The organism is Mycobacterium sp. 236(2023) (assembly GCF_029623955.1).
Classification (GTDB): Bacteria; Actinomycetota; Actinomycetes; order Mycobacteriales; family Mycobacteriaceae; genus Mycobacterium.
In genome coordinates this window covers 32,433-50,342 of sequence record NZ_JARSBP010000008.1, presented here as the reverse complement: position 1 = coordinate 50,342, position 17,910 = coordinate 32,433, and the positions used below count along the sequence as shown (strand labels likewise).

General features: G+C 66.9%; 16 protein-coding genes. 8 read left to right on the top strand and 8 right to left on the bottom strand.

Going from position 1 to position 17,910, the window contains the following annotated elements:
- Positions 1-19 precede the first annotated feature (19 nt).
- A complete protein-coding gene (locus P9A17_RS26860) occupies positions 20-1,009 on the bottom strand; it encodes a phosphotransferase (RefSeq protein WP_278041814.1) in 990 nt (329 codons plus the stop codon).
- 6 nt (positions 1,010-1,015) lie between these two features.
- Positions 1,016-2,299: an aminotransferase class III-fold pyridoxal phosphate-dependent enzyme gene (locus P9A17_RS26855; RefSeq protein WP_278041813.1), complete on the bottom strand. Its 1,284-nt coding sequence runs from the start codon at positions 2,297-2,299 to the stop codon at positions 1,016-1,018.
- A 172-nt stretch (positions 2,300-2,471) separates the two neighbouring features.
- Between P9A17_RS26855 and P9A17_RS26850 the strand changes: the two genes are divergently transcribed.
- The 4 genes from P9A17_RS26850 to P9A17_RS26835 are packed head-to-tail and all read left to right on the top strand — an operon-like array spanning position 2,472 to position 8,295.
- Complete coding sequence (locus tag P9A17_RS26850) at positions 2,472-4,007, top strand: APC family permease (RefSeq protein ID WP_278041812.1); 1,536 nt, start codon at positions 2,472-2,474, stop codon at positions 4,005-4,007.
- 24 nt (positions 4,008-4,031) lie between these two features.
- Positions 4,032-6,272, top strand: coding sequence for a propanediol/glycerol family dehydratase large subunit (locus P9A17_RS26845; protein WP_278041811.1), 2,241 nt, complete (start codon positions 4,032-4,034; stop codon positions 6,270-6,272).
- Positions 6,269-6,598 (top strand): diol dehydratase small subunit, encoded by a 330-nt coding sequence (locus P9A17_RS26840; RefSeq protein ID WP_278041810.1) that lies wholly within the window; start codon positions 6,269-6,271, stop codon positions 6,596-6,598. Before P9A17_RS26845 ends, P9A17_RS26840 begins: the two co-directional genes overlap by 4 nt.
- Positions 6,595-8,295, top strand: a complete 1,701-nt coding sequence (locus P9A17_RS26835; RefSeq protein ID WP_278041809.1) for a diol dehydratase reactivase ATPase-like domain-containing protein — start codon at positions 6,595-6,597, stop codon at positions 8,293-8,295. The genes P9A17_RS26840 and P9A17_RS26835 overlap by 4 nt, the downstream gene beginning before the upstream one ends.
- Here P9A17_RS26835 and P9A17_RS26830 read toward each other — a convergent pair.
- The 6 genes from P9A17_RS26830 to P9A17_RS26805 all read right to left on the bottom strand — a co-directional run bounded on the left by P9A17_RS26830 (position 8,276) and on the right by P9A17_RS26805 (position 14,319).
- A complete protein-coding gene (locus P9A17_RS26830; RefSeq protein ID WP_278041808.1) occupies positions 8,276-8,923 on the bottom strand; it encodes an MBL fold metallo-hydrolase in 648 nt (215 codons plus the stop codon). The genes P9A17_RS26835 and P9A17_RS26830 overlap by 20 nt on opposite strands.
- A gap of 115 nt (positions 8,924-9,038) precedes the next feature.
- Positions 9,039-9,914 carry an LLM class F420-dependent oxidoreductase gene (locus P9A17_RS26825; RefSeq protein WP_278041807.1) on the bottom strand — a complete coding sequence of 292 codons (876 nt, stop codon included), beginning with the start codon at positions 9,912-9,914 and terminating at the stop codon, positions 9,039-9,041.
- A gap of 61 nt (positions 9,915-9,975) precedes the next feature.
- A complete protein-coding gene (locus tag P9A17_RS26820; RefSeq protein ID WP_278041806.1) occupies positions 9,976-11,049 on the bottom strand; it encodes an ATP-dependent DNA ligase in 1,074 nt (357 codons plus the stop codon).
- A 4-nt stretch (positions 11,050-11,053) separates the two neighbouring features.
- A complete protein-coding gene (locus P9A17_RS26815; protein ID WP_278041805.1) occupies positions 11,054-12,490 on the bottom strand; it encodes an aminotransferase class V-fold PLP-dependent enzyme in 1,437 nt (478 codons plus the stop codon).
- Positions 12,474-13,325, bottom strand: a complete 852-nt coding sequence (locus tag P9A17_RS26810) for a hypothetical protein (protein WP_278041804.1) — start codon at positions 13,323-13,325, stop codon at positions 12,474-12,476. The genes P9A17_RS26815 and P9A17_RS26810 overlap by 17 nt, the downstream gene beginning before the upstream one ends.
- A gap of 31 nt (positions 13,326-13,356) precedes the next feature.
- A complete protein-coding gene (locus P9A17_RS26805) occupies positions 13,357-14,319 on the bottom strand; it encodes a sensor histidine kinase (RefSeq protein ID WP_278041803.1) in 963 nt (320 codons plus the stop codon).
- Between the two features lie 162 nt (positions 14,320-14,481).
- On the opposite strand from P9A17_RS26805, the gene P9A17_RS26800 reads away from it, so the two are divergent.
- From P9A17_RS26800 to P9A17_RS26785, 4 genes are read left to right on the top strand one after another with little or no spacing between them, the layout of a single operon-like run.
- On the top strand, positions 14,482-15,534 hold the full coding sequence (locus P9A17_RS26800) for an ATP-dependent DNA ligase (protein ID WP_278041802.1): 1,053 nt from the start codon (positions 14,482-14,484) through the stop codon (positions 15,532-15,534).
- Entirely contained in the window at positions 15,534-16,586 is a 1,053-nt protein-coding gene (ligD, locus tag P9A17_RS26795) for a non-homologous end-joining DNA ligase (protein WP_278041801.1), read from the top strand. Before P9A17_RS26800 ends, ligD begins: the two co-directional genes overlap by 1 nt.
- Before the next feature lie 23 nt (positions 16,587-16,609).
- The gene (locus tag P9A17_RS26790) at positions 16,610-17,128 is read left to right on the top strand and encodes a hypothetical protein (protein ID WP_278041800.1); all 519 of its coding nucleotides are present in this window, start codon (positions 16,610-16,612) and stop codon (positions 17,126-17,128) included.
- Complete coding sequence (locus P9A17_RS26785) at positions 17,125-17,874, top strand: alpha/beta fold hydrolase (RefSeq protein WP_278041799.1); 750 nt, start codon at positions 17,125-17,127, stop codon at positions 17,872-17,874. Before P9A17_RS26790 ends, P9A17_RS26785 begins: the two co-directional genes overlap by 4 nt.
- Positions 17,875-17,910: the final 36 nt, after the last annotated feature.

The window sequence follows — 17,910 nt, the reverse complement described above, 5'->3', positions numbered from 1 at the left end:
TCTCTGGGGTGGTGGCGGTTCAGGTCAGCCGGTGGCCGTCGGAGGACAGATAACGTTCGGCGAGCGCACAGCTTCCCGCGGCATAGGTCACCGAGATCGCCTGGGATTCTTTCGAATGGCTGTGGGTGCCCATCCACGCCAGGAGCCCGAGCCTGCGCAGGAGGACGAACGAGGCCAGCATGTCTTCGTCGGCGGCGGTGAGATCCCGGCGTGTGCGGTAACCGGTGACCCACGCGTCCTGCCACTCGGGTACCGACGGGTGGTCCTCGAAGAACGACACCGCCGTGCCGAAGTCGTAGAAGTACCAGCTGAATCCGCAGTCGTCGAAGTCGATGACGGTGATTGTGTCGCCGTCGACGAGAAGGTTGGCCAAGCGCAGATCGGCGTGCACGAGACCGAACGTGTCGGGTCCGGTGCCGTATTCGGCCAGGCGCCGCTGCAGCAGTTCGCATGCCCGGCCGATGATCTCGGCCTCGCCATCGCCGACCCCGATCGCGTCGCGCCACCGTCCCCAGCGTGGGGTGTCGCCCATGGTGGTCGCCCAGTCCCAGGCGAACCGGCTGAACTCAGGTGGGCGCGCCCAGCTGCGAGAATGATCGTGAAGCTCGGCGGTGATCCGGCCGAGCGTGTGGAAATCTGTTGCGGTCACTGAGTTTTCGTCGGGCTCGGCGCCGGCGACCATGTCGAAGTGCACGACGTACCGTTCCGTCCCGTCGTGCTCGACGGCGACGACGCGACGTCCGTCCCGGGCAGGCAGGACCGAAGGCACGACGACGTCGCTGTCGCGACGCAGCGCATCGAGCCACGTGAGCTCGGACTCGATCTGGTCGCGGCGGTGGTAGTCCTTGCGGTGCACTCGCAGAATCGAGCGGTGCCCGGTGTCGGGTTCTTCGACGGCGTAGGTGGCGTTCTCGGAGAGGTTGAGCAGTCGAAGCGTCGACCCCTGCGGCAGGTCGAACGCCGTCAACGCCTCTTCGGCGACCTCCACGTCGTCACTCACAGCCACCATCGGAGACTACTGCGCCACGCCGGCTTCGGCAGCCGCGAGCGCGGCCCGTTCCACGGCGAGCTCGACACGGTCCAGCACGTCACGGCAGAGGTCCAGACTCAACAGCAGACCCGGTTTGAATTGCAGGACACGGGGATCCAGCGTCGAGAAGATTGCCCACACGCCGTTCTCGTAGAGCTCCCGCATCACGAACTTGGCCCCCTCGGGGTGGTTGAACTCCAGGCCGATGACGACGCCGTTCTGCCGGATCCCGACGAACCAGTCCGGTTGCTTGGCCTGGATGCGAGCCAAGCCGGTGGCGAAGAAGTCGGTGATCGCGTTGACCGACGTCCGGACCTCGGGTCGGCTGGTGATCTCCAGGGTCTTGATGGCGGCGACGCAGCCGAGCTCGGCGCCACCGAACGTGGAGATATGGCCGAACCCGTCCTGGTAGAGCCATTGCGCGGCGCGCTCGCTGAGCAGCGTGGCGGTGATCGGGTACATCCCGCCCGAGAGGCCCTTGCCGGTCACCATGATGTCGGGATCGATGCCGTGCTTGGTGATTCCCCACATCTCACCGGTGCGCATCAGCCCGGTCTGGACCTCGTCGGCGATGTAGAGCGCGTCGTGACGCTCGCACAGTTCCTTGACCGCTTCGAGGTAACCGGCCGGCGGCATCGGGAAACCGTAGGTCGCCGGGATCGTCTCCATGATGACGGCGGCGACGTCCCCGCCGCGCAGCGCAGCATCCATGGCGTCGACGTCCCCGAACGGCACCTGGACGAACTCGTCGGGACGGTCGGCGAGGAACAGCTTGGCGAACCGGTCGTCACCGGTGGCGACGGCAAGGCCCGTGTGGCCGTGATAGGCCTTGATGATCGAGACGATCTTTCGGCGCTGGGTGGCGTGGCGGGCGCTCTTGAGCGCGATGTCGATGGCCTCACCGCCACCGGACCCGAACGCGACCTTGGTCAGCGATGCCGGGGCGGATTCGACGAGCCTCTGGGCGAGCGCGGTGCGCGCGACCGACGCGAAGTGGTGATTACCGACGTCGAAGTACTGCATTCCGTCGATGATCGCCTGCATCACTTCGGGATTGCGGTGCCCGAGGTTGTAGGTGCCGCCGTTGAGGTGCATGTCGATGAGGCGGCGGCCGCTCATGTCCCAGAGGAAATAATCCTGCCTGCGGTCGATGACGAGATCGACGCCGGTGTCGGTCCAGAACTGGGTTTTGTCGGGGTTCCAGAACTTTTTCGCCAGCTCCAGAACCTGGGCCTTGGACTCGAAGGAGAACGCGCCGTAGTCGTGCACGGGCCCAACGTAAATGGTAGGACCATTTGTGTCAACAGATGGCGAGTTCCTCTTGCGCTGCGTAATTGGTAGTGCCAATATGACTCAGGTCCACCGCTGTGGTCTATACCACAGAGCGTCCAAATAGGGGCTGGACCAGCTTCTTTCCTTCGTCTTGGAAGGGTTCGAGTACATGACAGAAGACGTCGTCCCTCGCACAACCACACCACCGGATTCAGTTCAGCGACTCAAGCGCAACGCCATCGGAACGGTCGCAGTCATCTTCATGGCGGTGGCGACGGCAGCCCCGATCACGGCGATGGTCGGCAACGTCCCGATCGCCGTCGGCTTCGGAAATGGTTCGCACGCCCCCGCCGGGTATCTCGTCGCAACCATCGTTCTCGGCCTGTTCGCGATCGGCTACGCCACGATGGCCAAGCACATCACCTCGACGGGCGCCTTTTACGGCTACATTTCCCACGGCCTCGGCCGCGTCATGGGAATGGCCAGCGGGCTGATCATCACGATGGCCTACATCGTGTTCGAGGGGTCGCTCATCGGCATCTTCTCCTACTTCTTCGCCGACTTCGCCTCGACCCAGTTCGGCATCACCGTGCCGTGGTTGGTGCCCGCGCTGCTGATGCTCGTCCTCAACTGCGTGCTCACCTATTTCGACGTGAACCTGACCGCCAAAGTGCTCGGCGTGTTCCTTGTCACCGAGATCTTCATGCTGTCGCTCGGCGCGCTCGCCGTGTTGTTCAAGGGCGGCGGACCTGAAGGTTTCGTGGTCGCCGAGACGCTGAACCCGATCGGCGCGTTCACCGCCGCCGAAGGCATCGTCGGTGCGAGCGCCGGCCTCGGGCTGTTCTTCGCGTTCTGGTCATGGGTCGGTTTCGAGTCGACCGCGATGTACGGCGAAGAATCCAAGGATCCGAAGCGGATCATCCCGCGCGCCACGATGATCGCCGTGCTGGGTGTCGGGCTCTTCTACGTGTTCATCTCGTGGATGGCTATCGCCGGAACCGGGCCGCAGAAAGCCATTGAGCTGGCCCAGGATTCGGCGACCGCAGGCAACATCTTCTTCGACCCGGTCCAGGCCACCTACGGCGACTGGGCGATCACGTTGTTCAAGCTCTTGTTGGTGACCGGATCGTTCGCCTGCGGCATGGCTTTCCACAACTGCGCCTCGCGGTATCTGTACGCGCTCGGTCGCGAGGGTCTCTCGTCGGGACTGCAGAAGACGCTGGGTGCGACCCATGCCAAGCACGGCTCGCCCTACGTCGCGTCCTTCGTGCAGTCCGCCATCACACTGGTGCTCGTCCTGGCGTTCTTCGCCGCCGGCATGGACCCCTACGTCCACCTGTACGGTCTGCTGGCGATCCTGGGCACCATGGCCATCCTGATCGTGCAGTCGTTGTGCGCGTTCGCGGTCATCGCGTACTTCCACTTCCACAAGAACCATCCGTCGAGTGCGCACTGGTTCAAGACGTTCCTCGCGCCACTGATGGGCGGTATCGGCATGCTGTATGTCGTGTACCTGCTATGGATGCACAAGGACACCGCGGCGGGCGCCGCATCCGGCACGTTGCTCTTCAAGCTGACACCATGGATCGTGGTCGGCCTGTTCGCGCTCGGCGCTGTGATCGCGGTGTACTTCAAGTTCCGCGACCCGCGACGTTACGAGCTGATCGGCCGGATCGTGTACGAGGACAGCGAAGTTCGGGACTAGTGAACCGCGACTAGGGAGGCCGCTTTGGCAGACGAGTTGGGGAGGTTCCGGGTACTCAACTCGAAGCCGGTCAACCTCGACGGGTTCAGCGTTCCCGACGCCGGCCTCGGGCTGGTCGCGATGCACAGCCCCCACGACCCCTCGCCGTCGCTGGTCATCACCGACGGAGCCGTCACAGAGCTCGACGGCAAAGGCGCCGGCGAGTTCGACGTCATCGACGAGTTCATTGCCCGCTACGGCATCGATCTCGCGGTGGCCGAGGAGGCGATGTCACTCGACGACGTCACGCTGGCTCGGATGGCGGTCGACGTGAACGTGCCGCGCGCCGAGGTGGTCCGGCTGATCGGCGGGACGACGCCGGCCAAACTGGCTCGCGTCATCGCGCTGATGTCGCCCGTCGAGATGCAGATGGCCATGGCCAAGATGCGGGCCCGGCGCACCCCGAGTAACCAGGCCCATGTCACCAACCAGCTCGACGACCCGCTGCTGATCGCTGCCGACGCGGCGTCGGCGGTGGCCTACGGGTTCCGCGAGGTGGAGACGACGGTGCCGGTACTCGGTGATGCGCCGTCGAATGCCGTTGCGCTGCTGATCGGTTCGCAGGTCGGCACGCCGGGCGCGATGGCCCAGTGCTCCATCGAGGAGGCGCTGGAACTGCGGCTGGGCCTGCGTGGCCTGACGAGCTACGCCGAGACCATCTCGATCTACGGCACCGAGCAGGTGTTCGTCGACGGCGACGACACCCCGTTCAGCAAGGCGATTCTGACGTCGGCCTACGCGTCGCGGGGACTGAAGATGCGGGTCACCAGCGGCGGCGGTGCCGAGGTCCTGATGGGTGCGGCGGAGAAGTGCTCCATCCTCTACCTCGAATCCCGCTGTGTCTCTTTGGCCCGCGCGCTCGGTTCCCAGGGTGTGCAGAACGGCGGCATCGACGGTGTCGGCGTGGTGGCCTCGGTCCCGGAGGGCATGAAGGAACTGCTCGCCGAGAACCTGATGGTGATGATGCGTGACCTGGAGTCGTGTGCGGGCAACGACAACCTGATCTCCGAATCGGACATCCGTCGCAGCGCGCACACGTTGCCGGTGTTGCTGGCCGGGGCGGACTTCATCTTCTCCGGATTCGGGTCGATCCCGCGGTACGACAACGCGTTCGCACTGTCGAACTTCAACTCCGACGACATGGACGACTTCCTGGTCCTGCAGCGGGATTGGGGTGCCGACGGTGGCCTGCGCACCGTGTCGCCCGAGCATCTGGAAGCGGTACGCCGCCGGGCCGCGAAGGCCGTCCAGGCGGTCTACCGCGATCTCGGGCTGGCCGACTACGACGATGTCCGCGTCGAGGAAGTGGTGGCCGCCAACGGCTCTCGGGATCTGCCCGCCGGACATCCGAAGATGGTGGCCGAGGCTGCCGCCTCCATCGAGGCCAGGCAGTTGACGGTGTTCGACGTGATCGCCTCGCTGCACCGCACCGGCTACGCGGAGGAGGCCGAGGCGATCACGACGCTGACCCGCGAACGGTTGCGCGGCGACCAGCTGCAGACCTCGGCGATCTTCGACGAGCAGTTCCAGGTGCTCTCCAAGCTCACCGACCCGAACGACTATGCCGGACCCGCAACGGGTTACGCGCTCACCGAGCAGCGCCGGGCCGAGATCGACGCGGTCCGCCAGGCCCGCAGCAGCTCCGAACTGACCGCCGATCAGGCCGAGCATCAGGGCCATGTCGTCGTCACCGATGTCGAACCGGCCAGGCAGGGCAGCGATCCCCGCGAAGTGTGCATCGGGTTGTCGCCGGCATGGGGTCGCAGCGTGTGGTTGACATTGTGCGGACTGACGATCGGGGAGGTGCTGCGGCAGATCTCGGCGGGACTGGAGGAGGAGGGCTGCATCGCGAGGACGGTGCGGGTGCGGTCGACGATCGACGTGGGCCTGATCGGGTTGACGGCCGCACGACTGTCGGGGTCCGGCATCGGAATCGGATTGCAGGGCAAGGGGACCGCGCTGATCCACCGCCGCGACCTGGCGCCGCTGGCCAACCTGGAACTGTTCAGCGTTGCGCCGTTGCTGACCGCCAAGATGTACCGGGAGCTCGGCAAGAACGCCGCCCGCCACGCGAAAGGGATGGCTCCGGTGCCGATCTTCACCGGTGGCACCGACGAGTCGATCTCCGCCCGCTACCACGCCAGGGCGGTCGCGCTTGTCGCCTTGGAGCGGGACGCGTCCGAACCCGGCCAGCCGCCGATCACCGTGAAGGTGGACACGCCATGAGCGAGATAACGGTCGAGAATGCCGTCGACGGCAAGCTGGGGCTGGGCGACCTGCGGATGGACCCCTCGGTGCTGGCCCATCAGGCAGCGGTCGCCGACGAGGGCGGAAACCCGCAGTTGGCCGAAAACTTCCTGCGCGCAGCCGAATTGGCGACGATCGACGACGAACAGGTGATGTCGCTGTACGAGGCGCTGCGGCCGCACCGATCGACAGCCGCCGAGCTTGAGGATTTGCGCGCGTCCCTGGTGGCGAACGGCGCTCCGCGGTGCGCGGCGCTCGTCGAGCAAGCCGCTGTCGCCTACGCCCGACGCGGCCTTCTGCGTTGACCCGCACGGTCGCCGGCATCGACGTCGGCAACCACACCACCGAGATCCTGCTGGCCCGGATCGAGGACGGCGTTGTCGTCACCCTCGCCCACGACCAGGCTCCCACCCGCGGGCGTAAGGGGAGCGCCGAATCGCTCCAGGGAGCCGCGGCCTTGCTGCACCGGATCGAGGTCGACGCCGGTGTCACCGCCGACGAGCTGCTGCTGTCCGCGTTGCGTCCCGTCGACACCGCGACAGCGCCGATACCGCCGGCGTATTCGCCCGCCTCGCCGGTCCGCAGCCTACGGCGGCCGGACGCGAGCACCCCCGCGGGCGCAGGATACGGTGTGGGGGGCCATGTTCGGCTGACCGACCTCGACGGTCCGGTCGCGAGTGGCCCCGTCGTGATCTCCGTCGACGGCGCCACCGATTTCGAGGTTGCCGCCCGCGCCATCACCGCAGCCGTCCAACGAGGATGGGTGGTGGTCGGTGTGGTCGCCGCTCAGGACGATGCGGTGTTGATCCGCAACAGGATTCCCGTCGAGGTGCCGGTCGTCGACGAGGCCGACGTCGACGGTATTGCACCGGGTGCGCTGATCGCGGTCGAGGTCGTCGAGGAGGGACGCGCCTACCGCGCGATGGCCGATCCGATCGCGCTGTCGGCGGCGCTGGATCTGCCCACCGAGAATCTCGTGGACATCGCGGAGTTCTGCCGCGAGCTCGCCGATTCGGCGGCGATCGCGGTGACCCGTCGCACGCGAGCTCCGGAACCGCCGTCGTCCGAGGACGATTGGGTCGATGTCACGATCGACGATCAGGTGGTGCGGTTCTCACCTGCAGAAGCGCACGCTGTGTTGCGCCGCTCGATACCGGGTTGCGTGCGCGGCGTCCGGCTCGGCGCGGTGCCGAGCGCCGCCGGCGGTATCGCGGTGCACGACGCGTTCTTCACCGATCTGGTGTCGATCGACAACGGCGCGTGGCTGCGTCGCGGAGTCGCCGACGCGCAGGGCACGGTCGTCGCGTTGCTTGCCGCCGACGAGGTTGCCGATGCGGCCGCCACGCTGACCGGTCTGACCGGCAGACCGGCACACACGCTTGCCTCCGAACCCGAGGCAGCGGCATGGGGCGCACGAACCACGCCGGGCATCCCTGCGGGATCCATGGTGTGCGATATCGGCGGTGGCACAGTCGATCTCATCGGTTCGGACGGAACCGTGGTGGCCGCGGGGGCGGGGGAGTCGATCACCGTTGCCGTCGCGCGGGTGCTGGGTATCCCGCATGCGCTCGCCGAAACCGTCAAGCGCAGCCCTGCCGTGCGGGTGGAGGGTCCCCACGTCGCCCATGAGGAGGACGGCCGACGGGTCTTCCTGAACTCGCCCGCGTCATCGGATGCGATCGGCCGGCTGTGCGTCCGGGGAAGTGCTGGGCTGGTGCCTTTCTCGAATCGTCTTGCCGCCGAGGAGTGGCGCAGCCTGCGGCTGGCGATCAAGCAGGAGACGGTGGCGGCCAACATCGCCCGGTGCCTGAGCGCGTTCGGCGAGCCACCCACGGCGCTGGTGCTCGCAGGCGGCGGGGCCCTCGACGACGAATTGATGCGCACGGTCGGCGAGGCGCTCCGCAGGGTCCCGGTCGTGGTGGGCCGAGCCAACATCGACGGTGTGCACGGCCCCCGGTTCGCGGTGGCCAGAGGGCTCCTCGCTATGTACGCGCAGCGGTAGGCAGCCCGGCGATGGCGTGGGCGACGTGGCCCCGCCAGTGTCCGGGCGTGATGCGGTGCACCGCCGAATCACCCTGGAAGGCGCTGGAGATCACGACATCGGGGGTGAGTTCGGCGATCACGCGCAGACTCGCGGCGATCGTCTCGGCGTCGCCGGGTTGATGGAAGCCCTCGATGTAGCCTGCCCGCCACTCGCCTTCGGTGGTGCGGAACAGCGTGTCGCCGGTGAACAGGTAGCGCCCTTCGGCCCCGGGCACCAGGTAGCACACGCTGCCGGGCGAATGCCCCGGGGTAGGAATGATCTCGACACCGTTGTAGTCGATGTGCCTGGCGCCTACCGGTACGTCGACGTGGGCGTGCTGTCGGATGTCGGGGATGTCGTCTTTCGGCGCGTGCAGCGTCGAGGCGAAGCGGTCGGCGATGCGTTTGAGCATCGGGCCCGCCTCGTCACGGTGCGACAGGTATTGATCACGCACACCGCCGAGTTCGGCCAGTTCGTCGAACTGCTTGTCTGTGGCAGGCGAGTAGAACAGCACGTTGGCCGGTGTCCACAGGTAGGCGTGGGTGGTCAGGCCGGGAAACGGTGAGTCGGTGTCGGTCTCCCAGAGGTCTTTGAGTACGTGTTTCATGTCTCCAGGCTGCAACCTCAACAATTGTTCAGGTCAAGGCCGTTCCGCGAGCAGACACAAACTCACTCGAATTCGGCGGAAATCGTGTGCATTTGTGTCTGCTCGCGGAAGAAACTCAGCCCAGTTCGGCGAGTTGCTTCACGGCCGGGGCGATGCTGTCGATCCACGCGGCCGGTGAACCGGTCGGCGGGAACACGATCACCTCCTCGATACCGAGCTTTGCGTAATCGCCCATGCTGCGGACGAATTCGTCGCTGGTTTCCGGCGCCGGGCTGAGGTCGTTGACCATGATCGTCTTGCGAATGGTGCTGTAGTCGCGGCCGACCTTGTCGCAATGATCGTTCAGCACGCGCAGCTTGTGGGCGACCTCGTCGGGTGAGGTGCCGAACAGGTTGCAGGCGTCGCCGTACTGCGCGACCAGTCGCAGCGTCTTGCGTTCGCCGCTTCCACCGATCAGCACCTTGGGCCGGTTGATCGGCTGGGGATTGCACAGCGTCTCCTGCAAACGGTAGTGCTTGCCGTCGAATGCGCCGTTGTTGTCGGGGTCCCACATCTGGTCGCAGATCTGCAGTGTCTCCTCAAGCCGTTCGAACCGCTCCGAGATCGGCGGATACGGCACGCCCAGGCCGACGTGCTCGCGTTCGAACCATGCCGCGCCGATACCCAGCACCGCGCGGCCACCCGACAACACATCCACCGTTGTGACGGTCTTGGCGAGCAGGCCGGGGTGCCGGTAGGTCACGCCGGTGACGAGAAGGCCGAGGCTGATCCGCGAGGTCTTACCCGCCAGGTAGCCGAGCAATGTGTAGCCCTCCAGCATGTTCGCTTCCGCGGGCAGTCCCGTCGGCTCGATCTGGAAGAAGTGGTCCATGAACCACAGGGAGTTCGCGCCTGCCGCTTCCGCGGCCGTGCCGACCTTGGCGAGTTCGGGACCGATCGCCGCGGTGCCACCATCGATGTCGAGAATGGGAATGCTGAGTCCGAGATCCATGCCCGGTACAAGCCGCTATCCGGGGCGGTCATTCCGGTTTGGCAGCAACTTGGGTGCGTGGTCAGGAACCGCCAAGGCCCGGCACGATGTCACCGAGGCTGAAGCTCACCGGGCGATCGAGCTGGTCGTAGGTGCATGAGTGCGGGTCGCGATCGGGTCGCCAACGGTTGAACTGCGCGGTGTGCCGGAATCGCCGGCCCTCCATGTGGTCGTAGCGCACCTCGACGACGCGCTCGGGCCGCAACGGTATGAACGTCAGGTCCTTGCCGGCGTTCCAGCGGGAGCCGCCACCGTACTTGCGAGCCTCCGGATTGGCGGCGACGTGGGCCGCCCAGTTCCACGGGTGGTCGTCGAAAGTAGTTACCAGAGGCTGCAATTCGGTGAAGATCCGACGCCGTGCGGCCATCGGGAAGGCGCCGATCACGCCGACGGAGGCAAGGGACCCGTCCTCGTCGTACAGGCCGAGCAGCAGGGATCCGATGGCGTCGTCACCCGACTTGTGCAACCGGTAGCCGGCGACGACGCAGTCCGCCGTGCGCTGGTGCTTGATCTTGAACATCGTCCGTTTGCCGGGCAGGTACAGCCCGTCGAGCGGCTTGGCGATCACTCCGTCGAGACCGGCACCCTCGAATTCGTCGAACCAGCGCTGCGCGGTCGCGACGTCCGTCGTGGCCGGCGTGACGTGGAACGTCGGCCCCACCCCGGCGAGCGCCTCCGCCAGCGCGGCCCGACGCTCCACGAACGGGCGCACCGTGTAGTCGGTGTCACCGAGCGCCAGCAGGTCGAACGCGATGAACGCCGTGGGTGTCTGATCGGCCAGCATCCGCACGCGCGACGCCGCGGGGTGCAGTCGCAGCTGCAACGCTTCGAAATCGAGCCCGTCCGGGGTGGCGATCACGATCTCCCCGTCGACAACGCAGCGGTCCGGCAACTCCGCCCGCGCGGCCTCGACGAGCTCGGGGAAGTAGCGGGTCATCGGCCGCTCGTTGCGGCTGCCGAACTCGACGTCGTCACCGTCGCGGAACAGGATCGAGCGGAACCCGTCCCACTTTGGTTCGTAGGACGCCTCTTCCGAGATCGCGTTGACCGACTTCGACAGCATCGGCGACACCGGGGGCATCACGGGCAATTGCATGGAGTTACGCCTCCGTCCGGCTGACAACGCGAAGTGTCTCCAGTGTGGGGTCTGCTGCGTACGCGATCCGGATTCCGTCCGCGCGCGCCTCATCGAGCGCCTCGACGACTGCTCCGGTGACTTCCTCGCCGGGGGCGAGGATCGGGATCCCCGGTGGGTAGGGCGCGACGAGCTCGACGCTGACACGACCGATCGCGTCGCGGAGGACGACGGCCTCGCTGGGTGCGAAGAACGCGGCCCGCGGCGGCATCACGGTCACGGGAGCCACCTGATACGCGACGCCGGTAACGACGGGCCGGGCGGGACCTCGGTGGCGCGCTATCGACGTCGCGATCTCGTCGACGAGGCGTGACAACGAGGAATGCGTGTCGGCCAGCGACACCTGCGCCACAAGCGTGTCCCGCTCGGCAGCCTCGACAGGAAGGCCGGCTGCCAGCAGATCGTCCTCGATCCGGATACCGTCGGCGCCGGTCCCCGGAAGGACCATCGTCACCTTGAGCGGATCCACACCGGGACCGTCCAGCACAACGAGGCCGTCGACCGCGCTCAGGCGCTCTTTGGCGATGCGAACCGCCGAGAGAGCTTCTCCCAGAAGGGATTCACCGTCGCGCTCCAGCAGTGCGCGGGCGGCGTCGATGCTGGCGAGGATCGCGCCGGCCGGGCTCGTCGTGTGCGTCGCCTCGACTCCCGCATCGACGCGGGCCGGGTCCAACCGGTTGCCGCGCACCAACACCAGTGCCGACTGGCTCCAGGCGGGCAGCGTCTTGTGTGCGCTGACAACCATCGCGTCGGCGCCCAGTTGCAGAGCGTGTCTGGGTAATTCGGGATGAAATCCGAAGTGTGCCGCCCAGGCCGCGTCCACGACGAGCGGAACGTCGTGGGCATGTGCGGTGTCGGCGAGAGCGGCGACGTCTCCGATGGTGCCGACGTAGGACGGGTCGCCGAGCAGCACCGCCGACGCGCCAGGGTTCTCCCGCAGCGCATCCGCGACGGATTCGGGCGCGACTCCGAGCGGCAGGCCGGTCGCCGGGTCCACGTCGGGCCGGACCCACACGGGTGTCAGGCCGGCTAGAACCAGACCGAGCAGCATCGACCGGTGCAGCGTCCGGCTGACGACCACCGTGCCGCCGTCTTCGGCCAGTGCGAGAGCGAGCGCCTGGTTTCCGTGCGTCGACCCTCCGACGGAGAAGCGGCACACGTCTGCTCCCCAGAGCCGCGCCGCGCGTGACTCGGCGTCGGCGAGGACACCGGCGGACAGTTTCATCGTGTCCAGACCCGCATAGAGCGGAACGTCGCCCGCCACGACGTCCCCGACGAGATCGTGACGCTGCTTGTGTCCGGGAATGGTGAACGGTGTCGGCGGATCCTCCTGGAATCGCAGCCACGCATCGAGCAGTGGCGCGTCCGGCCTCAGGCCGCGCGGGTCAGTGGGCACCGGCACGGTCCAAGCGGTAGTGCAGACGCAGGGCCTGCCAGCGGCCGATCCGCAACCAGTGGTCGGTGCGCAGCACACCCTCGTCGTCGACGAAGACATGGAACGTCTCCCGCAGCGGCGTCAGCGATGCGAACCAACGATCGCCGAACCGCACCACCGAGTAGGCACCGTCGCCGCCGAACGTTCGGGAGCGCGACTCCAGCCAGAAAGAACCGTCGGGATCGTTGCGCGGGGTCAGGTAGACCTGAACGCTGCCGCTTTCCAGCGGGAACGAAACATACACGTGCGGTTGCGGATTCGCGGGCAGCCGGCCCACCCGGTAGTAGCCGCTGTAGACCCGGGAACCGTCGGAGCGCAGATTGCGCAGCCACGCAGCGCCGGCGCGGCTGCCGTCTTCCTCCTCGACGACGCGCACCACGCTCGACATTCCACGACTGACCGACAGCGGCTGGATCGGCAGCGCCAGCTGCTCCACCCGCCTGCCCCACACCCGCGCGATCAACTCTCCGCCGGGCGCGAACAACGCGTTCCACTGCGACCAGACCTCCATTCGCCACGACGCCGTGTGCTCGTAGAAGTCACGGATGAGGGGTTTCAGACGGCTCGCGGTGAAATGAGGACCGTCAAGCGCTGCCATCGACTCCATCAGGCCGTCCGACGCATCGGGCTGCCGCACGTGGCCGTCGCGCTCCAACGCGGTGAGCCAGTCGTCTCCGACTCCGCCGCGCGCGGTATGCGGGGAGTCGAGCCATCGATGTTCGCTCTCGACATCGACGGGACGGCCGATCGTCCGCCAGAAATATCTCGTCGACAGATCCAGGCCTGAAGTCAGTACACCCATCAGACGATCGTCGCACCCGGCGACGCGAGGCTCAGTTTTCCGCGATCGCGCTGCCGCGGGACGCGCACAGCCTGACGGTGAACCCGTCGTCGGCCGTCATCAGATCCACGTCGATACCGAGTTGGTGAATCAGCCACAGGCCCAAGCCGGCGCCGATCTCACTGTCGACCGGCACCAGGCCGACGAGGTCCCCGAGCGGTCCCCGGCCGCCGTCACGGACGTGGACCACGACACGGCCGTCCTGCGCCCACACCGTGAGACGGGCCGGAGGTCGGCCGTGCACCAACGCGTTGGTCACCGTCTCGGAGGTGGCCAGCACCAGATCGTGGACGGCGACCTCGTCAAGGTGCGGCGACGCGACGTCGTGCATGACTTCCCTCGACAGCGCCGCGGTGATGTCCGCAATGTCGAGCAACGGTGTCGAGAACTCGAGAGGGTCGGGCACCACCGGCGACAACACGAAAGACGCCGGATTTTGGTACCGCGGGCTCGGCGAGTGCACACCCGATGCTGTCAGCAGATTCGGGTGGGCACGCTCGACCACGTCGCGGACTTCGGGCGACATGGCAGTCGTGTCATAGACACAGAGGCTGAGCAGTGGGAAGTCGTCGTACGCGGAATTGACGGCGGACTCGTAACGCGACCACGCCCGGAAGTGCGTCGGGTTTCCGTTCAGGGGCACCTGACCCGAGGTGCGGACCTGCTGTGCACCGGCCGCGACCGCCCCGGCGTACAGCTTGCGATAGTTCGCGATCGCCCGCGCAGGCGTCGCATAGTGGTCGCCACCTGCGACGAAGGTGACCAGGTCTGATTCAGGCAGGTGCTTACGCAACAACGTGGTGGAGTTCTCGTCGAAACCCAGGATCGACGGTTCGCCCGCGTCGACGCCCTCGGTGACGAACGGGACGATCAGCTCAAGCAGGTCGTCGTCGCTGCCGTAGAAGCCGGCCTCGTGGAAATGTCCGGTGTATCCGGCCGATATCCCCGTCCTCATGACTGCTCCGTGGAAAGTCGAATTCGTGTCTTAGGCCGCTGACACGTTCGGATCTCGTGGTGACAGCCCGACCTCGCTGCTGAAATCGTCCCCGCAACGATACGCCCACTTACCGCGGGAAGCGCCCGATGACATTGTCGGCGCGGCCGAGTCTAGGTGAGTATGAACACCGTGAGCCTTCCCGTGACGCCGCCGCTGGAGCCGATGCTGGCGAAAGCTGCGACCAAGGTTCCCGACGACGCAGGGGTCTGGTCCTACGAGCCCAAATGGGACGGGTTCCGGGCGGTGGTGTTCCGCGACGGCGATGACGTCGTTTTGCTCTCCCGCAGCGGCAAGGATCTTGCCCGCTACTTCCCCGAGGTCCTCGACTCCGTGCGCGCCGAGCTGGCGCCGCGCTGCGTCCTGGACGGTGAGATCGTCGTGCCGCGCGAGTTCAGCGGAAGGACCCGGCTCGACTGGGAGTCGCTGAGCCAGCGGATCCACCCCGCAGACTCCCGCGTCCGCAAACTCGCGGCGGAAACCCCGGCGCACTTCATCGGTTTCGACGCCCTTGCGGTCGGGGACACCTCGCTGATGAAAGAGCCGTTCCGGACACGGCGCGAGGCGCTGATCGACGCGGTCAACGAGAAGGAATGGTGTCACGTCACCCGTACCACCGAAGACCCTGAGCTCGGTGCGACGTGGCTCGAGGAATTCGAAGGGGCGGGACTCGACGGGATCATCGCCAAGCGCCTGGACGGCGCGTACCTGCCGGGCAAGCGGGAGATGATCAAGGTCAAACACCACCGCGACGCCGACTGTGTGGCCATCGGCTACCGCATCCACAAGAGCGGTGAAGGGGTCGGCTCGATCCTGCTCGGCCTGCACCGCGACGACGGCGAGCTCCAGATGGTCGGCGGCGCAGCATCTTTCACGGCCAAGGCAAGGCTGTCGCTGCTGGCCGACCTGGAGCCGCTGCGGATCGGTGACGAAGTGCGTGACGGGGAGGCCAGTCGCTGGAACTCCGCCGCCGACAAGCGCTGGATCCCGGTGCGGCCCGAGAAGGTCTGCGAGGTGGCGTACGACCAGATGGAAGGCAACAGCGGAGCCCAGCGGTTCCGGCACGCGGTGAAGTTCCTACGCTGGCGACCCGACCGGGATCCCGAGAGCTGCCGATTCGACCAGCTCGACGTGCCGCTGAACTTCGATCTCTACGACGTTCTGGAGACATCCTGATGGCAAGCCCCGCAACCGAACTCGACGTCGACGGGGTGAAGGTTCGCCTGACCAACCCGGACAAGCCCTACTTTCCGAAGCTCGGCAAGGACGGCACCAAAGGCAAGCTCGTCGACTACTACCTGTCGGTGGCCGACCACATGGTGGCGCTACTGCGCGACCGGCCCGTGCACCTGCAACGATTTCCCGACGGCATCGACGGCGAGGAGATCTACCAGAAGCGGGTACCGCAGAAGCATCCCGACTTTCTCGAAACCTGCACTGTCACATTCCCGTCCGGCCGCACCGCCGACGCACTGAAGATCACCCATCCGTCGGCGATCGCGTGGGCCGCGCAGATGGGCGCCGTGACGCTGCACCCATGGCAGGTGCGCTGCCCGGACACCGAGCATCCCGACGAACTGCGCATCGACCTCGACCCGCAGCCGGGGACCGGGTTCAAGGAAGCCCGCGAGGTCGCCTGCGACGTACTCAAGCCGCTGCTCGACGAACTCGGCCTGGTCGGCTACCCGAAGACCTCCGGGGGACGCGGTGTGCACGTCTTCCTGCGCATCGCCACGGATTGGGATTTCATCGCGGTGCGCCGGGCGGGGATCGCGCTGGCACGCGAGGTCGAGCGACGCGCACCGGACGCGGTGACGACGTCGTGGTGGAAGGAGGAGCGGGGGAAACGGCTCTTCATCGACTACAACCAGAACGCCCGCGACCGCACGTTCGCGTCGGCGTACTCGGTGCGCAAGACGCCGATCGCCACGGTGTCGACACCGCTGACGTGGGACGAACTGCGCGGCGCCGAGCCTGACGACTACACGATCGCGACGGTGCCCGAATTCGTCGCAGGCCGTCCGGATCCGTGGGCCGACATCGACAAGAGGGCGCAGTCGATCGCCAAGCTGCTGGAGATGGCCAAGGCCGACGAGGAGGAGCGCGGCGAAGGCGACCTGCCTTACCCGCCCAGCTATCCGAAGATGCCGGGCGAACCGCCGCGGGTGCAGCCGAGCAAGAAAGTCGCGGCGCACTGGGACGAAGACGGCAATCGCATCGCCGACTGAGGTCGTTGGCTACCCTGCAGTGCATGCCGGTCAACACCATTCGAAAGTTGCTCGCTGCCGTGGCGATCGTGGGCATGCTGGCCAGCGGCATCGGTATCGCATCTTTCATGATCTTCGGCAACCGCGACCAGCAGCAGGAAGCGGCGACCCCCCGATACACGCCGCCGACTCCGCCGCCGCCTGCGATCCCGGAGGCCAAGGAGTTCGAGATCGCCGTCAACGTCAGCGGTCAGGCCTGCGACCCGGCGGGCACGTTGTGCCTGTACACCTACACGATCGACCCGAAATACGTTGGATGGCATGCATTTCCGGAGACCCCGTTCACCGTTGAGTATGAGGTGGTCGGCGGTCTCGCGCCGCAGCCCGGCAAGTTCACCGTCACCGGCCAGCAAGCCGAGATCATGAAAGACGTCTCCGTGGAGGTCGCACCCGGCGCGCGGTTGTCGGCCAACGTGCTGCGCGTGATCGACGGGCCGCCCCCGCCGCCTCCCGGCCCGCCGCCAGGCGAGGAGCCTCCCGCCGAGACGCCCCCGGCGCCATGACCCAACCTCCCCGCAGTCGCTGGCTGCGCAACTTCCACCCGGCGCCGACGGCGCGCATCCGACTGGTCTGCTTCCCGCACGCGGGCGGCTCGGCGAGCTACTACTTCCCGCTCTCGGCGGCGCTGTCACCCGAGTTCGACGTGTACGGCGTGCAGTACCCCGGCAGGCAGGACCGGCACAACGAGCCGTTCGTCGAATCCATCGATGAGCTCGCCGACCGAATCTACACCGAACTGGGAACACTGCCCGACGCGCCGACGGCCTTCTTCGGGCACAGCATGGGCGCGGTGCTGGCGTTCGAGGTCGCCCGCCGGTCCGAGGCGCGAGCGGGGCGGTCCGCTGTGACGGTGTTCGCGTCGGGTTCGCGGGCCCCCAGCCACTACGGCGACGAGCGCGAGTGCAAGGACGACGCCGGCCTCGTCGAGGTCATGCGCCAACTCGGCGGCACCGACCCCCGGGTGCTCAACAACCCCGAGCTGCTGGAGACGTTCCTGCCTGCGTTCCGCAACGACTATCGCGCGCTGCAGCAGTATCACCGCGGTACCGACATCGGGATCGCCGCGCCCGTCGTGGTGCTGACCGCGACGGACGATCCGAAGACCAGTGACGACGGCGCGCGGGCGTGGCATGACCACACGACGCGCGGCGGCGACGTGCACACCTTTACCGGCGGGCACTTCTTCCTGGAGAAGAACCCGCAGCGGGTCATCGAGGTGGTGGCGTCCACGCTCCGGAACGCCGGGTAGCGCCGAGATCTGCGTCGGGGTCGCTGGGCGGGCGGT

Excerpts from the sequence above, each read along its gene's own strand:
- P9A17_RS26860 (WP_278041814.1), bottom strand. The coding sequence starts at position 1,009 with ATGGTGGCTGTGAGTGACGACGTGGAGGTCGCCGAAGAGGCGTTGACG.
- P9A17_RS26850 (WP_278041812.1), top strand. The coding sequence starts at position 2,472 with ATGACAGAAGACGTCGTCCCTCGCACAACCACACCACCGGATTCAGTT.
- P9A17_RS26840 (WP_278041810.1), top strand. The coding sequence starts at position 6,269 with ATGAGCGAGATAACGGTCGAGAATGCCGTCGACGGCAAGCTGGGGCTG.
- P9A17_RS26830 (WP_278041808.1), bottom strand. The coding sequence starts at position 8,923 with ATGAAACACGTACTCAAAGACCTCTGGGAGACCGACACCGACTCACCG.
- P9A17_RS26825 (WP_278041807.1), bottom strand. The coding sequence starts at position 9,914 with ATGGATCTCGGACTCAGCATTCCCATTCTCGACATCGATGGTGGCACC.
- P9A17_RS26820 (WP_278041806.1), bottom strand. The coding sequence starts at position 11,049 with ATGCAATTGCCCGTGATGCCCCCGGTGTCGCCGATGCTGTCGAAGTCG.
- P9A17_RS26810 (WP_278041804.1), bottom strand. The coding sequence starts at position 13,325 with ATGGGTGTACTGACTTCAGGCCTGGATCTGTCGACGAGATATTTCTGG.
- P9A17_RS26805 (WP_278041803.1), bottom strand. The coding sequence starts at position 14,319 with ATGAGGACGGGGATATCGGCCGGATACACCGGACATTTCCACGAGGCC.
- P9A17_RS26800 (WP_278041802.1), top strand. The coding sequence starts at position 14,482 with ATGAACACCGTGAGCCTTCCCGTGACGCCGCCGCTGGAGCCGATGCTG.
- ligD (WP_278041801.1), top strand. The coding sequence starts at position 15,534 with ATGGCAAGCCCCGCAACCGAACTCGACGTCGACGGGGTGAAGGTTCGC.
- P9A17_RS26790 (WP_278041800.1), top strand. The coding sequence starts at position 16,610 with ATGCCGGTCAACACCATTCGAAAGTTGCTCGCTGCCGTGGCGATCGTG.
- P9A17_RS26785 (WP_278041799.1), top strand. The coding sequence starts at position 17,125 with ATGACCCAACCTCCCCGCAGTCGCTGGCTGCGCAACTTCCACCCGGCG.